Here is a 15,415-nt window from a genome sequence, read left to right on the forward strand (position 1 = left end):
TCGCAGCACTTCGCCCCGCCGAGCTCACGCTCGACGGGGCGAAGTAGAACCAACCCCCGAATTCGCCAACAGCATCCCCTTCGGACCGGGGGGCGTTGTCGATCTTCGCTCAGAAAGTCGCTACCGACTGGTAGTCCCCCCGTTGCCTACCCGCCAGTATTGAACGCGAGCATGTCAACCACTGAGCCGGTCGACCACTCGGGAGCCCCCATGCCCGTCATACCTTCCATCCCCCTCCGCAGACGTACCGCCGCCGGAGCCACCGCCACCCTCGCCCTGACCGCCGTCCTCGTCGTCGGACCCGCCCCCGCCGCCTCCGCCGCCGACCCGGACAGCCACTCGACGTCGGCCGCGGCCATCCACGACATCGACTACGGCACCTGGCGCCGTGACGTGGCGACGGTCGTCGCCGAGGCCCGCCCGTACATCGAGGCGCGCTCCGAGGACGCCGGCCGCGAGAAGCAGGCGATCGTCCTCGACATCGACAACTCCTCCCTGGAGACGGACTTCCACCCGTTCTGGGAGCTGCCGACCCCGGCCATCCCCGAGGTCCGCGAGCTGGTCCGAGACGCCCACGAGCGCGGGGTCGCGATCTTCTTCGTCACCGCACGGCCGGGGATCATCTACTCCCTGACCGACTGGAACCTGAAGCAGGCCGGCTACCCGGTCGACGGTCTGTACGTGCGCTCCCTGCCGGACCTGTTCGGCGAGGTCAGCGCGTACAAGACGGAGAAGCGCGCGCAGATCGAGGCCAAGGGCTACAAGATCATCGCCAATATCGGCAACAACACCTCCGACCTCGTCGGCGGCCACGCCGAGCGCACGTTCAAGCTGCCGGACTACGGCAAGCTCTCCTGACCCCCCGAAAGGCCGTGAGCGGCTGATCGGCGAAGGGCCCCGACCACCTCCCCACGGTGGCCGGGGCCCTTCGTCGTACGAGCGGCTAGGCGGCGAACCGCTGGTTCGCGGAGCCGTCGCAGGTCTGGAGCCGCAGTGGCTCCTTCGCCGCGCCCAGCGTCGCGCACAGATGCGTCGCGGCGGCGGGGCGCAGGGTGCCCGACTCCCGGACGAAGCGCTGGTTGGCCGCGCCCGAGCAGTTCCAGACGACGAGCGCCGCGCCCGGCTGGTACTTCGCCGCGGGTACGTCCAGGCAGCGGTCCTGGGTGAGTTCGGTGTGCAGGGTCCGGCGGGCGGGGTCGTACCACCAGTCCTGGTTGCGGCCGCCGTGGCAGTCCCAGCCGAGCACGCCGGTGCCGTTGGCGGAGGTGGCCGCGTTGACGTCCAGGCAGGAGCCGGTGGCCGCGTTCTTCAGGGGCCGGTAGACGTCGTCCCAGGCGTGCGGGAAGAGGGTGGGCTTCCCCGTCGAGTCGACGTCGGCGCAGCTCGCCTCGCGCAGCCCCGAGGTGTAGAGCTGGGTGAGGCAGGACGCGAAGGCGGCGTGTCCGCGCGCGTTGGGGTGGAAGGACTGGCGGACGGAGTTCTCGTCCGGCGTCCCGGGCTTGGAGAGATCGATGTAGAGGCCGCGCGCCCAGGGGTCCTCCATGCAGACCTCGTGGCCGTGGAAGAGGCGTGAGTTGTCGAGGTAGACGGCGCCGGTGTTGCGGGCCGCCTGGCGCATGCCGGCCTGGAAGGCGGGGACGGCGGTGTTACGTCCCCAGACCGTGTCGGAGTCGTAGCCGAGGCCGCCGCAGGCGATCTTGCCGGGGAAGCCGGGGTTGTCGCGGAAGTCGGGGCCGATCGGGCTCGGGTAGCCCATGACGACCATCTTGTAGTCGCCGTCGGCGTACCCGGCGTCGCGCATCACGGTCCGCAGGTCGCGGACGGTCTGCTCGACCTTGGGGACGAGGCCGTCGACGCGGGCCTGCCAGCCGGGGGCGTACTTCGGCTCGCAGGGCCCCTGGAAGGTCAGATAGCGGGTCACGCAGTCGGTCATGACGGGGCCGAACTGGAGGTCGTCGTTGGCCCCCGCGACCAGGAGCACCAGTTTGATCCGGGTGTTGCGGGCCTTGATGGCGAGGCTGTCGCTCTGGACGAGCTCGTCGGCGTACTGCTTGGCGCCGCCGATCCGGATGTTGCCGGTGTAGGCGCCGGAGCAGGAGACGTTGTAGGTGACGTCCGCGGGGATTCCGGTGCGGTGGATGGCCGCGTCGGGCGAACGGTGGCACCAGTTGGTGGGACCGTTGGTCGGGGGCTCGTACGTGCCGACGCCCTCGCCGGAGATCTCGCTGTCGCCGAGCGAGATCAGCCCGGTCTTGCGCTCGGTGAGCGGGCGTTCGGAGGGGTCGCCGTAGAGCTTGGTGGCCTCCGCGGCCCGCATCGCCTCCAGCTCGGGCGGCAGCGGGACGGATGCGGCCCGGGCGGCCCGGGCGGTTTCGGCCGCCTGGGCCGGAGCGGTCGTCAGGATCCCGCCAAGTGCCGCGGCGAGCACGGCCGTGGCGGCGACCGTGCGACGAAGTGCGTATCTGTGCCTGGTGCGCGTCATTGCGCCTCCTGGATGTGGGGTTACCCACGGTTTTTACTGGCCGGTACGTGGCTTGGGAATAGCCGGAACAAGACAAGTGCTCACCTTTTACAGGAGGTTGAGGAAGATGAGCGATATGAACGGGTACCGGACCGAGCGGGACTCCATGGGTGAGGTGCGGGTTCCCGCGCACGCCAAATGGCGAGCCCAGACCCAGCGGGCGGTGGAGAACTTCCCGGTGTCCGGGCAGCGCCTGGAGCGCGCCCACATCAGAGCCCTGGCCCAGATCAAGGCGGCCGCCGCCAAGGTCAACGCCGAACTCGGCGTACTGGACAAGGACATCGCCGCCGCGATCGCGGACGCCGCGGCCGAGGTCGCCGACGGGCGCTGGGACGACCACTTCCCGGTGGACGTCTTCCAGACCGGCTCCGGCACCTCCTCGAACATGAACACCAACGAGGTGCTGGCCACCCTGGCCACCGAGCGCCTGGGCCGGGAGGTCCACCCCAACGACCATGTGAACGCCTCCCAGTCGTCCAACGACGTCTTCCCGTCCTCCATCCACATCGCCGCGACCGCCGCGGTGACCCATGACCTCATCCCGGCGCTGGAGCATCTCGCGGCTTCCCTGGAGCGGAAATCGGCCGAATTCTCGGGAGTGGTGAAGGCCGGTCGTACACATCTGATGGACGCCACACCGGTGACGCTCGGTCAGGAGTTCGGCGGCTACGCGGCCCAGGTCCGCTACGGCGTCGAGCGGCTGACCGCCTCGCTCCCCCGGCTCGCCGAACTCCCTCTCGGCGGTACGGCGGTGGGCACCGGCATCAACACCCCGGCCGGATTCTCCGCCGCGGTGATCGACGAGGTCGCCCGGGCCACCGGACTGCCCCTGACCGAGGCCCGCGACCACTTCGAGGCCCAGGGCGCCCGCGACGGGCTCGTCGAGACCTCCGGGCAGCTGCGCACCATCGCCGTCGGCCTCACGAAGATCTCCAACGACCTGCGGTGGATGGCCTCCGGCCCGCGCACCGGACTGGCCGAGATCAACCTCCCCGACCTCCAGCCCGGCTCCTCGATCATGCCCGGCAAGGTCAACCCGGTGATCCCCGAAGCCGTCCTCATGGTGGCCGCCCAGGTCACCGGGAACGACACCACCGTCGCCACCGCCGGCGCCGCCGGGAACTTCGAGCTCAACGTGATGCTGCCGGTGATGGCCAAGAACCTCCTTGAGTCCATCCGGTTGCTCGCCAACGCCTCCCGCCTGCTGGCCGACCGTACCGTCGACGGCATCACCGCCAACGCCGAGCGGGCCCGCGAATACGCCGAGTCGTCACCGTCCGTGGTCACCCCGCTGAACAAGTACATCGGCTACGAGGAGGCCGCCAAGGTCGCCAAGAAGTCGCTGGTCGAGCGCAGGACCATCCGCGAGGTGGTCCTCGACTCCGGCTACGTCGAACAGGGGCTTCTCACGGTCGAGCAGCTGGACGAGGCCCTGGACGTGCTGCGGATGACCCACCCCTGAAACCACCCCGGCCGCACTCTGACCGAAAACGGCCGGTCAGCCACCCGACCCCCGGTCGCATCCGTGATCTGAATCGCAGCGACCGGGGGATCGTGCTCCTAAGATCTGCCCATGACAGCAACGGCAGGTACGCAGCGCTGGGCGCCCGGGGAGCAGATCCTCTGGCGCTATCGCGGCAACGCCCCGGACCAGCGGGCCCAGGTCCACATCTGCCGGCCGGTCACCGTCGTCCAGGACACCGACGACCTGCTCGCGGTGTGGATGGCCCCGGGCACCGAATGCGTCAAGCCGGTGCTCGCCGACGGCACCCAGGTGCACGACGAGCCGCTCGCCACCCGGTACACCGCGCCCCGCACGACAGTCCGGGCGCGCTGGTTCGGCACGGGCGTGCTCAAGCTGGCGCGGCCCGCCGATCCGTGGTCGGTGTGGCTGTTCTGGGACCGCGGCTGGGAGTTCCGCAGCTGGTACGTCAACTTGGAGGAGCCACGGATCCGGTGGTCCGGGGGCATCGACTCCGAGGACCATTTTCTCGACATCTCCGTCTATCCCGACCGCAGCTGGCTCTGGCGCGACGAGGACGAATTCGCCCAGGCGCAGCGGGTGGGGCTGATGGACGCGGCCCGCGCGAAGCGGGTGAGGCGGGCCGGTCAGGACGCTGTCGCGCAGATCAGAGCGTGGGGAGCGCCCTTCTCCGACGGCTGGGAGAACTGGCGCCCCGACCCCCGCTGGAGCGTGCCCGAGCTGCCCGCCGACTGGGATCGCACCCCGGCGCACACGGCACCATGAGACCCTTGATGCGCCCCCGGGGTGCAAACGTAGGATCGTCCTCCGCAACGCCGTGACGTATCAACCGCTGTGCACAGAGCAGGACCTGACCGCCAATCATCCACGAGGGGGAGAGCCGTGCCGGATGTGTGCCCGGAACTCTCACCCCCGGGGTTTAGCCTCCGCGAAGGCGCGGCATCGGCTGACCAAGCGATTGCATCGCACAACCGGCCCGGACGGACGGAATTCCACGCGTGACGGAGCATCCCACCTCCCACGAAGGCCGGCAGCCGCTCGCTGCACGGCCGCAGGAACGCACCCGGCCGCGGCAGGAGGCGCGCCCCGCGCCCGCCGCCGCGTCCCCCGCCGCCGCGCCCGCGGCGGCGGCTGTGCCCGCGCCGGCCGGACCGGCGCCGCAGGACCCGGCCGGCGTGGCGCGCCGCGAGGGTGACCGGCTGCGTTTCGTCGGGGCCGCCACGCGGCGGATCGCGCGGGGGATAGACCTGGACGAGATCGTGCTCGGGCTGTGCCGGGCCACCGTGCCGACGTTCTCCGACGCGATCCTGGTCTATCTGCGCGACCCGCTGCCGGTGGGGGACGAGCGGCCGGTGGATCCGTTCGTGCTGCGGCTGCGCCGCACCGACCGGCTCCGCTTAGCGGATGTCGACCCCGACCTGCTGGCGGGCGGGCTCGGCGTGCCGCTGCCGGTGTTCGACGACACCGATCTGACCCCGGCTTCCGAGCTGTGCGAGGTCCGCGCGGGCGGGGCGCTCGCCGAGGTGCTGCGCGGGGTGCGTCCGGTCTTCGGCGACTCGGCTGCGGCTCGCGCGGCGCTGCCCGAACTGCTCGGCGCTGACCGGGTGGTGCCCACCGGCCACCGCGCCATCCTCGCCCCGCTGCGCGGCCGGCGCCGGGTCATCGGCGCCGCGGTGTTCCTGCGCCGCCCCGACCGGCCCGCCTTCGAGCCCAACGATCTGCTGGTCGCCGCCCAGCTGGCGACCCACACCGCGCTCGGCATCGACAAGGCCGTGCTGTACGGCCGTGAGGCGTACATCGCCGACGAGCTCCAGCGCACGATGCTGCCGGACTCGCTGCCGCAGCCGACCGGGGTGCGGCTCGCCTCCCGCTACCTGCCGGCCGCCGAGACGGCCCGGGTGGGCGGTGACTGGTACGACGCGATCCCGCTGCCGGGCAGCCGGGTCGCGCTGGTCGTGGGTGACGTGATGGGCCACTCGATGACCTCGGCCGCGATCATGGGCCAGCTGCGGACCACCGCGCAGACCCTCGCCGGTCTCGATCTGCCGCCGCAGGAGGTGCTGCACCACCTGGACGAGCAGGCGCAGCGGCTCGGTGAGAACCGGATGGCGACGTGCATGTACGCGGTGTACGACCCGGTCTCGCACCGGATCACCATCGCCAACGCCGGGCATCCGCCGCCGATACTGCTCCACCTGGGCGGCCGCGCCGAGGTGCTGCGCGTCCCGCCGGGCGCGCCGATCGGCGTGGGCGGGGTGGACTTCGAGGCGGTGGAGCTGGACGCGCCGGCCGGTGCGACGCTGCTGCTGTACACCGACGGTCTGGTCGAGTCGCGGCTGCGTGACGTGTGGACCGGGATCGAGCAGCTGCGCGAGAGGCTGGCGGCCACCGCCCAGCTGACCGGCCCCGACCATTCGCCTCCGCTGGAGGCGCTCTGCGACGACGTGCTGGACATGCTCGGGCCCGGGGACCGGGACGACGACATCGCGCTGCTCGCGGCCCGGTTCGACGGGATCGCGCCGAGCGATGTGGCGTACTGGTTCCTGGAGCCGGAGGACGCGGCGCCCGGTCGGGCGCGGCGGCTGGCACGGCGGGCGCTGGCCCGCTGGGACCTGGAGGATCTGACCGACTCGGTGGAGCTGCTGATCAGCGAGGTCGTCACGAACGCCGTGCGGTACGCGGAGCGGCCGGTGACGCTGCGGCTGTTGCGGACCGATGTGCTGCGGTGCGAGGTCGGCGACGACTCCCCGCAGCTGCCCAGACAGCGCCGGGCGCGGGACACGGACGAGGGCGGGCGGGGGCTTTTCCTGGTGAACCGGCTGGCCCGGCGGTGGGGGGCGACCCGGCTGTCGACGGGCAAGGTGGTGTGGTTCGAGCTGGCGGCCCGGTAGGTCGCGTACGGGCTTGCCGTACGCGACCGGGTCGCGGCACCCGGCGAGTAGCGCAGGGAAGAACGCATGAAGGCCGGACCCCGTGACGGGGTCCGGCCTTCATGCCGTACGGGACGCTACGAGCGCAACGGGCGGTCGCCGTCCGCCGGGTCGGGCTCGATGGGCGGCTCGATGGGCGGTGTCGTCGGCGACTTGGTCGGGATCGGCGGCTTCGAGGGCTTCTCGGGCCGGGACTTCGACGGTGTCGGGTCGGGCGACTCGCTCTCCCGCTCGCGGCTGCGCGAGGGGGTCGGCGTCGACGGGGTCGGCGAGCTCTCCTCGCTCTTCGACGGCGACGTGGTCGGCGACGGGTTCGGCCTGGCGGTGGCGGACTCGTCGACCTCGAGGTCGAACTCCGCGTCCGAGCCCCCGTCGAGGGCGCCGGTGGTGTAGGCGCCCCAGATCCGGGCCGGGAAGCCGCCGCCGTTGGCGCGCTTGCCCTTGTCGACGGTGTCCGTCAGGGTGACCTGGCCGGTGCCGTCGGGCTTCTCGCCGAAGAGGGCGACGGCGGTGACGAGTTCGGGGGTGTAGCCGACGAACCAGGCGGAGCGGTTGTTCTCCGAGGTGCCGGTCTTGCCCGCGGCCTCGTAGTCGCCCCCGGCCTGCCGGCCGGAACCGTCCTCGACCACGCCGGTCATGGCGAAGGTGGTGGTGTCGGCCGCCTCGCGGCTGATGACCTGGCCGCCGATGGGGTCCGGCAGTTCGACCGTACGGTCGCGGCGCTCGGCGGACTTCACGACCCGCGGCGTGACCTTCTTGCCGTGGTTGTCGAGGGTGGCGTAGGCGCCGGCCATGTCCAGTGTGGAGGCGCCCATGGTGCCCAGCGACATGGCGGGCTTCTCCGGCCAGCCCTCGCCGTCACGCATGCCGAGGTCGAGGGCGGTCTTCTTCACCTTGGCCGGGGTGACGTCCACGATCATCTGGGCGTAGACGGAATTGACCGAGCTGTTGGTGGCCTTCTGGACGGTGATCGGGCCGTAGCTGCGGTCGTCCTCGTTCTCCGGGGCGAAGGCGGTGTCGCTGCCTTCGACCGGGCGCTTGCTGGTGCCGTCGTAGATCGTGTTGAGGCCGATCTTCTCGCCGTCCTGGGTCTCCGAGCCGTTCTCCAGGGCGGAGGCGAGCACGATCGGCTTGAAGGTGGAGGCGGGCTGGTAGTCGCGCCGGGTGGCGTTGGAGAGCCAGTGCTCGGTGGCGCCGACGCCGCCGTAGAGGGCGACGACGCTTCCGGTCCTCGGGTCGACGGAGCTCGCGCCGGCCTGGACGACCGTGTGGGACTTGTCGCCCTTGCGGTCGAGCTTATCCTCCAGCTCCTCGTCCACGGCCTTGACGAGGTCCTTCTGCCGCTTCTCGTCGATGTTGGTGGTGATGGTCCAGCCGCCGGCCTTGATGTCCTTCTCGGAGACACCGGCCCGCATCAGCTCCTGGTTGGCGGCCTCGACCAGATAGCCGGTCTGGCCCTCCATGCCCGGCGCCGCCTTCGGCTTGTGCGGGACGGGGAACTTCATGCCCGTGCGCTCGGTCTTGTCCAGCCAGCCCTCTTCGACCATGTTGTTGAGGACGTAGTTCCACCGTTCGGTCACCAGTTCGCGGCTGGTGGGGGTGGCGGTGGTCCAGTCGTACTGGCTGGGGGCCTGGAGCAGCGCGGCGAGGTAGGCGCCCTGTTCGACGGTGAGCTTGGGGGCGTCGACACCGTAGTAGGCCTGGGCGGCGGCCTGGATGCCGTACGCGCCGCGGCCGTAGTAGCTGGTGTTGAGGTAGCCGGCGAGGATCTCCGGCTTCTGCTTCTCCTGGTCGACCTTGAGGGAGATCACCAGCTCCTTGAGCTTGCGGGTGACCGTCTGGTCCTGGTCCAGGTAGTAATTCTTGACGTACTGCTGGGTGATGGTGGAGCCACCCTGCTTGCCCTTGCCGGTGACCGTGTTGAAGACGCCGCGGGCGGTGCCCATGATGTCGACGCCGGAGTCCTTGTAGAAGGTCTTGTTCTCGGCGGCGACGAAGGCGTCCTGGACCTCCTTGGGGATCTTCTCCAGGCCGACGATCTCACGGTTGATCTTGCCGGTACGGGCGAGGATCTTGCCGTTGCTGTACTTGTAGACGTTGCTCTGCATGGTCGCCTCGATGTTGGCACCGGGGACCGGGACCAGCAGGTAGACGACGTACAGCGCGCCCATCGCGAGCAGGCAGAGCACGAAGAAGGTGCCCAGCACCTTCTTCCAGGTGAACAAGCGGCGTATGCCCCCGCGGCTCTTCACCCGGCGCGTTCCACGCTGCCGGGCCCGTCGCGATTCCGCTCGGCCCATTGCTTCGTTGCTCCCGCTCGTCGTCTGCCGTCGTCTGGTCGTATGCAGGCGTATGCCTTCGGATCAGCCTAAGAAGTTAACACCGTCCTCTAAGGACAGATCTGGACAGATCCGACTTATGCGGAGGTGACAATCAGCACGCACCCCCAGGGAAACCGACGACCAGGGGCCCCAGAAGGTTGCCTGGAGCGGCAAATCTCCATGGAACCAAGGGGCTTGAGCCCTCTGCCGCCATCGGAAAATGTGCTATCACTATGACAGCACTCATCAGAACGGGGGCTCCATCCATGACCACATCCCTGCCCACACCGGCCAATCGGACCGGCATAACGGACATTTCTTCGGCGCCCGCGATCCGGGAGACCGAGGCGCACTCCATCCCCGGCGGCCTCGGCCTCCTGCTGACCGTCATCGGCGCCCTCGGCGGCGTCGCCATCGCGATCACCGGCGTGGTGGCCGGCGCGGGGGGCAGCTACGGCCTCGGCGTCGCCCTCGTCCTCCTCGGCATGGTCACCTGCTTCACCTCGGTGTTCTGCATGACCGGGGTGAAGATGGTCGCGCCGGGCGAGGCGCGGGTGATCCAGCTCTTCGGCCGGTACGTCGGCACGGTCCGCACCGACGGCCTGCGCTGGGTCAACCCGCTGACCTCCAGCAACAAGGTCTCGACCCGGGTACGCAACCACGAGACCACCGTCCTCAAGGTCAACGACGCCTACGGCAACCCGATCGAGCTCGCCGCCATCGTGGTCTGGAAGGTCCGGGACACCGCCCAGGCACTCTTCGAGGTCGACGACTTCCTCCAGTTCGTCGCCACCCAGGCGGAGGCGGCGGTCCGCCACATCGCACTGGAGTACCCCTACGACGCCCACGACGAGGACGGCCTGTCGCTGCGCGGCAACGCCGAGGAGATCACCGAGAAGCTCGCCGAGGAACTGACCGCCCGCGTCGAGGCGGCCGGCGTCCAGATCGTCGAGGCGCGCTTCAGCCACCTCGCGTACGCCCCCGAGATCGCCTCCGCGATGCTCCAGCGCCAGCAGGCCGGGGCGGTCGTCGCCGCCCGCCGGCAGATCGTCGACGGGGCGGTCGGCATGGTCGAGATGGCGCTCGACCGGCTCGCCGAGCGGGACATCGTGGAGCTCGATCCGGAGCGGAAGGCGGCCATGGCCTCCAACCTGCTCGTGGTGCTCTGCGGCGACCGCGCCGCCCAGCCGGTCGTCAACACGGGCACTCTGTACCAGTGACGAACGAGGCCCCCCGGCGGAAACAGGTCCTGCTCCGACTCGACCCGAAAGTCCACGACGCGCTGGCGCGCTGGGCCTCGGACGAACTGCGCAGCGCGAACGCACAGATCGAGTTCCTGCTCCGCCGGGCCCTCGCCGAGGCCGGCCGCCTCCCGGACGACGCCCGCCCGATCCCCCGGCGGGGTCGCCCCGCGAAGGAGTCCCCGCCGCCCGCGGAGTAGCCGGGCACACCTGGCTGGAAATGGGCGTATACATCGCAGGTATACACCCCATGTACAGTGGCCGTCATGTCAATCGGTCACACCCTCCTCGGGCTCCTCGAAACCGGCCCACGCCACGGCTACGACCTCAAACGCGCCTTCGACGAGAGATTCGGGCACGACCGGCCGCTGCATTACGGCCAGGTCTACTCGACGATGTCGCGGCTGCTGAAGAACGGGCTGGTCGAGGTCGAGGGGGTCGAGCCGGGCGGCGGACCGGAGCGCAAGCGGTACGCCATCACCGAGGCCGGGGTCACCGATGTCGCCGACTGGCTCGCCCAGCCCGAGAAGCCGGAGCCGTACCTCCAGTCGACCCTCTACACCAAGGTCGTCCTCGCGCTGCTCACCCACCGCAGCGCCGCCGACATCCTGGACACCCAGCGCACCGAGCACCTGCGGCTGATGCGGGAGCTGACCCGGCGCAAGCAGGACGGCGACCTCGCCGACCAGCTCATCTGCGACCACGCGCTGTTCCATCTCGATGCCGATCTGCGCTGGCTGGAACTGACCGCCGCCCGGCTCGGCCGGCTCGCCGAGGAGATCGGCGCATGAGCGGCGCGCTGCTGTCGGCCGAGGGGCTCGACAAGACGTACGGGCGGACCCCCGCCCTGGCCGGCGTACGGTTCTCGATCCGGGCGGGCGAGGTCGTCGCCGTGATGGGGCCCTCCGGCTCCGGCAAGTCCACGCTGCTGCACTGCCTCGCCGGCATCGTCCGGCCGGACGCGGGCACCGTCCGCTACGACGGGCGCGAGCTGACCGCCCTGTCCGACAGCGCGCGCAGCGCCCTGCGCCGCCAGGACTTCGGGTTCGTGTTCCAGTTCGGCCAGCTGGTGCCCGAACTCAGCTGCCTGGAGAACGTGGCGCTGCCGCTGCGGCTGAACGGCGAGCGCCGCAAGGCCGCCGAGGCCAAGGCCCGCGGCTGGCTGGAACGCCTGGAGGTCGAGGACGTCGCCGGCCACCGGCCGGGCGAGGTCTCCGGCGGCCAGGGCCAGCGGGTCGCGGTCGCCCGCGCGCTGGTCACCGCCCCGCGCGTGGTCTTCGCGGACGAGCCGACCGGCGCGCTGGACTCCCTCAACGGCGAGCGGGTGATGACGCTGCTCACCGACGCGGCCCGGGAGACCTCCGCCGCGGTCGTCCTGGTCACCCACGAGGCGCGGGTCGCCGCCTACTCCGACCGGGAGGTCGTCGTACGGGACGGCCGGATCCGGGACCTGGCAGGGGTGGCATGAACGTCCGCACCTGGGCCCGTGACCTGACGCTCGGGGCGCGGTTCGCGGTGGCCGGCGGGCGCCGCGGCTGGATCCGTACCGCACTGACCGCCGTAGGGGTCGGGCTCGGCGTGGCGCTGCTGCTGGTCGCCGCCTCCGTGCCGGACCTGATCCAGAACCGGGCCGACCGCTCCGACGCACGCGCGATCTTCACCGGCGGCGAGGCGGCCCCCCGCTCCGACCGCTCGTTCCTCTACGTCGAGCCGGGCACCGTCTTCCACGGGGACCCCGTCCAGGGCGTGGTGGTACGCGCCGAGGGCACGCACGCCCCGGCGCCGCCGGGCGTGGCGAAGCTGCCGGCGCCCGGCGAGATGGTGGTCTCCCCCGCCCTCGCCGAGCTGCTCGCCTCCCCCCGCGGCGCACTCCTGAAGGAACGTTTCCCCTATCGGATCACCGGGACCATCGACGAGTCGGGCCTGATCGGCCCGCGCGAACTCCTCTACTACGCCAGCAGCTCCACCCTCTCCACGGCCACCGGCGCCGACCGCGGCGACAGCTTCGGCTACTCCGCCTCGCGGGAACGGCCCTTCGGCGGCTTCCTGCTCCTGATCACGGTCGTCACCTGCGTGGTCCTGCTGCTGCCCGTCCTTGTCTTCATCGCGACCGCGGTCCGCTTCGGCGGTGACCGGCGCGACCAGCGGCTCGGCGCGCTGCGGCTGGTCGGCGCGGACACCGCCATGACCCGGCGGATCGCCGCCGGTGAGGCGCTGGCCGGGGCGCTGCTCGGACTCGTCGCGGGGGCCGGGTTCTTCGTCCTGCTGCGCCAGGTCACGGGCTGGGCGACCGTCTGGAACCTCAACTTCTTCCCCTCCGACGTGGTGCCGTCCCTGGCGCTGATCGCGCTGATCGCGCTGGTGGTGCCGGTGTGCGCGGTGGTGGTCACGGTCGTCGCGCTGCGCGGCATCTCCATCGAACCGCTCGGTGTGGTCCGCGAGGCGACCCCGCGCCCGCGCCGCCTGTGGTGGCGCCTCGCGCTGGTCGCCGTGGGCCTGGCGCTGCTGCTGCCGCTGGCCGGGCAGATCGCGGTCTCCGACACGTCGATCGCCACGTACCAGGTCGCGGCCGGGGCGGTGCTGGCGCTGACGGGTCTGACCACGCTGCTGCCCTGGCTGGTGGAGGCCGCGGTCAAGCGGCTGCGGGGCGGGCCGACCGCCTGGCAGCTGGCCACCCGCAGGCTCCAGTTGAACAGCGGGACGGCGGCCCGCGCGGTCAGCGGCATCGTCGTCGCGGCGGCCGGCGCGATCGCCCTGCAGATGCTCTTCCACTCCATCCAGAGCGACTTCATGCGTCCCACCAACATGGACACGGCGCGCGCCCAGCTGGAGACGCGGATGACGGCCCGCGACGGCTCCGAGGCCCGGAAGATGATCGAGAGGTTCTCGGCGGCCAAAGGCGTCGAGGGAGTCATCGGGATCATCAGCTCGGGCGCGGAACGCGTCGGAGCCCCGGCCGGGGACCGGGGGTTCCTGTCCTCCACCCAGCTGACGGTCGGCGACTGCCGCTCGCTGCGGGAACTGGCGCACCTGCCCTCGTGCCGGGACGGCGACGTCTTCATCGCGCTGGGCCACGGCGAGGACGCCCCCGACGACGACTACGTCCGCGAGACCGCCCGGCCGGGCGTCCAGGTCAATCTGCGCCCGGACTACGACCACCCCGGCAAGGACCCGGTGCTGTGGCGGATCCCCGCCTCGGCCCGTACGGTCGACGGGCGGCTGGACCCGATGGGGGCCATGCAGTTCGGGATCCTCGCCACCCCGTCCGCGATCGATGTGACGCGCCTCGACGAACCCGCCGCACAGGCCATGATCCAGGTCGACCCGGGGGTGCCGGACGCCGCCGAGCACGTCCGTAACGCGGCGGCGCTGATCGATCCGACGATGCGGGTCCGCACGCTGCAGAACTTCGAACGGGACGCGCAGTACGGCAGCGTACGGACCGGGATCTTCGTCGCGGCGTCGGCCACGATGGCGCTGATCGCGGTCTCCCTGCTGGTCGGCTCGGTGGAGCAACTGCGCGACCGCAGGCGGCTGCTGGCGGCCCAGGTGGCCTTCGGCACGCCCCGCACCACACTGAGCTGGTCGGTGCTGTGGCAGACCGCCGTCCCGATCACGCTCGGCCTCGCGCTCGCGACCGGCGGCGGGCTCGGGCTCGGCGTCGTCCTGCTGAGGCTGATCGGCAAGCAGGTGACGGACTGGTGGGTCTTCCTGCCGGTCGTCGGGGTCGGCGCGGCCCTGATCGCGGTGGTGACCCTGCTCAGCCTGCCACCGATGTGGCGGATGATGCGTCCGGAGGGCTTGCGTACGGAGTGAGGACGCGTACGGGCAGTTCGACGAGGGCCTCCCGCAGGGCGCCCGCGAACTCCTCGAACTCGGCCTCCCGCGCCGCGCCCGTCCGCATCGACAGGGCGATCCTGCGCGAGGGCGCCGGATCGGCGAAGAAGCCGGTCAGCAGCTGGTCGTTGCGGGCGGTCTCGACCTTGACCGCGGTCCGCGGCAGCAGGGTCACCCCGAGGCCGCCCGCGACCAGCTGCACCAGCGTCGACAGACCGGCGGCGGTCGTGGTGACCGGCGCGCCACCGTCCCGGCCGGCCTCCCGGCAGATGTCGAGGGCCTGGTCGCGCAGGCAGTGCCCCTCGTCGAGCAGCAGCAGCTTCAGCTCGCGCAGCGCCTCACGGGGGATGTCGGCGCGGCCGGCCAGACCGTGCCCCTCGGAGGTGACCAGGACGAAGTCCTCGTCGAAGAGGGGAAGTTCGACGACGCCGGGCACGCCGAGGGGGACGGCGAGCAGCAGCAGGTCGAGCCGGCCGGCGCCGAGGCCTTCGAGCAGCGAGGAGGTCTGTTCCTCGTGGACCTGGAGGTCGAGCTCGGGGTAGCGGTCATGGACGAGCCGCAGCACGGTCGGCAGGAGATACGGCGCGACGGTCGGGATCACACCGAGCCGCAGGACCCCGGTGAAGGGCGCCTGCGCCGCCTCGGCCTCCTCCATCAGCTCGCCCACGGCGTCGAGGACCGCCTTGGCGCGCACCGCGAGGCGCTCGCCGGCGGTCGAGAGCAGCACCTTGCGCGTCGTACGCTCGAGCAGCTGGACACCGAGTGTCTCTTCGAGAGCCGACACCGCGCCCGACAGGGCGGGCTGGCTCATCCCGATGGCGGCCGCGGCATCCCGGAAGTGGAGATGGTCCGCGACCGAGACAAAGGCTCTGAGCTGGGACAGGCTGGGCTGTTTCACACGCTGTGACGACACGACTGATAACCACCTTCGATCAACACGACGCAGTCTAGCCGTTTCACTGATCAATGCACGCCGTGCAAGGAGAGCGCGTGTTCACTGTCGGTGACAAGTTCCCCGCGTACGACCTGACCGCCTGTGTGTCGCTGGAGAGCGGCAAGGAGTTCGAGCAGATCAACCACAA

The 15,415-nt window shown here is 71.1% G+C and carries 12 protein-coding genes and 1 pseudogene; 10 read left to right on the forward strand and 3 right to left on the reverse strand.

The features are described from left to right. The first annotated feature begins 210 nt into the window (after window positions 1-210). Complete coding sequence (locus IEZ01_RS25990; RefSeq protein ID WP_019889117.1) at window positions 211-858, forward strand: HAD family acid phosphatase; 648 nt, start codon at window positions 211-213, stop codon at window positions 856-858. Window positions 859-943: 85 nt separating this feature from the next. Here IEZ01_RS25990 and IEZ01_RS25995 read toward each other — a convergent pair whose 3' ends face one another. Then, complete coding sequence (locus tag IEZ01_RS25995) at window positions 944-2,482, reverse strand: ricin-type beta-trefoil lectin domain protein (RefSeq protein ID WP_189204057.1); 1,539 nt, start codon at window positions 2,480-2,482, stop codon at window positions 944-946. 115 nt (window positions 2,483-2,597) lie between these two features. On the opposite strand from IEZ01_RS25995, the gene IEZ01_RS26000 reads away from it, so the two are divergent. From IEZ01_RS26000 to IEZ01_RS26010, 3 genes are all read left to right on the forward strand, one after another. Then, window positions 2,598-3,983, forward strand: a complete 1,386-nt coding sequence (locus IEZ01_RS26000; RefSeq protein ID WP_373287669.1) for a class II fumarate hydratase — start codon at window positions 2,598-2,600, stop codon at window positions 3,981-3,983. A gap of 111 nt (window positions 3,984-4,094) precedes the next feature. Beyond that, window positions 4,095-4,769 carry a cytidylyl-2-hydroxypropylphosphonate hydrolase gene (fomD, locus tag IEZ01_RS26005; protein ID WP_019889112.1) on the forward strand — a complete coding sequence of 225 codons (675 nt, stop codon included), beginning with the start codon at window positions 4,095-4,097 and terminating at the stop codon, window positions 4,767-4,769. 233 nt (window positions 4,770-5,002) lie between these two features. Then, window positions 5,003-6,895 (forward strand): SpoIIE family protein phosphatase, encoded by a 1,893-nt coding sequence (locus tag IEZ01_RS26010; protein ID WP_019889111.1) that lies wholly within the window; start codon window positions 5,003-5,005, stop codon window positions 6,893-6,895. 116 nt (window positions 6,896-7,011) lie between these two features. Here the strand turns inward: IEZ01_RS26010 and IEZ01_RS26015 are convergent, their stop codons facing one another. Then, window positions 7,012-9,234 carry a transglycosylase domain-containing protein gene (locus IEZ01_RS26015; protein WP_028797918.1) on the reverse strand — a complete coding sequence of 741 codons (2,223 nt, stop codon included), beginning with the start codon at window positions 9,232-9,234 and terminating at the stop codon, window positions 7,012-7,014. Window positions 9,235-9,521: 287 nt separating this feature from the next. Here IEZ01_RS26015 and IEZ01_RS26020 point away from each other — a divergent pair, with 287 nt between their 5' ends. The 5 genes from IEZ01_RS26020 to IEZ01_RS26040 all read left to right on the forward strand — a co-directional run bounded on the left by IEZ01_RS26020 (window position 9,522) and on the right by IEZ01_RS26040 (window position 14,312). Continuing rightward, complete coding sequence (locus IEZ01_RS26020) at window positions 9,522-10,475, forward strand: SPFH domain-containing protein (RefSeq protein ID WP_019889109.1); 954 nt, start codon at window positions 9,522-9,524, stop codon at window positions 10,473-10,475. Then, window positions 10,472-10,696 (forward strand): type II toxin-antitoxin system antitoxin, encoded by a 225-nt coding sequence (locus IEZ01_RS26025; RefSeq protein ID WP_019889108.1) that lies wholly within the window; start codon window positions 10,472-10,474, stop codon window positions 10,694-10,696. Before IEZ01_RS26020 ends, IEZ01_RS26025 begins: the two co-directional genes overlap by 4 nt. A gap of 66 nt (window positions 10,697-10,762) precedes the next feature. Next, the gene (locus IEZ01_RS26030) at window positions 10,763-11,287 is read left to right on the forward strand and encodes a PadR family transcriptional regulator (RefSeq protein ID WP_028797916.1); all 525 of its coding nucleotides are present in this window, start codon (window positions 10,763-10,765) and stop codon (window positions 11,285-11,287) included. Next, window positions 11,284-11,964, forward strand: a complete 681-nt coding sequence (locus tag IEZ01_RS26035; protein ID WP_189204061.1) for an ABC transporter ATP-binding protein — start codon at window positions 11,284-11,286, stop codon at window positions 11,962-11,964. Before IEZ01_RS26030 ends, IEZ01_RS26035 begins: the two co-directional genes overlap by 4 nt. Further along, window positions 11,961-14,312, forward strand: coding sequence for an FtsX-like permease family protein (locus IEZ01_RS26040; RefSeq protein ID WP_189204063.1), 2,352 nt, complete (start codon window positions 11,961-11,963; stop codon window positions 14,310-14,312). The genes IEZ01_RS26035 and IEZ01_RS26040 overlap by 4 nt, the downstream gene beginning before the upstream one ends. Here IEZ01_RS26040 and IEZ01_RS26045 read toward each other — a convergent pair. Then, window positions 14,257-15,246: a hydrogen peroxide-inducible genes activator gene (locus IEZ01_RS26045; protein ID WP_229833231.1), complete on the reverse strand. Its 990-nt coding sequence runs from the start codon at window positions 15,244-15,246 to the stop codon at window positions 14,257-14,259. The two genes, IEZ01_RS26040 and IEZ01_RS26045, sit on opposite strands and share 56 nt — an antisense overlap. 77 nt (window positions 15,247-15,323) lie before the next feature. Between IEZ01_RS26045 and IEZ01_RS26050 the strand changes: the two are divergent. Continuing rightward, a pseudogene (locus tag IEZ01_RS26050) lies at window positions 15,324-15,415 on the forward strand (peroxiredoxin); the annotation flags it as partial.

It is taken from the genome of Streptomyces purpureus, from assembly GCF_014648195.1.
In the GTDB taxonomy this organism is placed as follows: Bacteria; Actinomycetota; Actinomycetes; order Streptomycetales; family Streptomycetaceae; genus Streptomyces; species Streptomyces purpureus.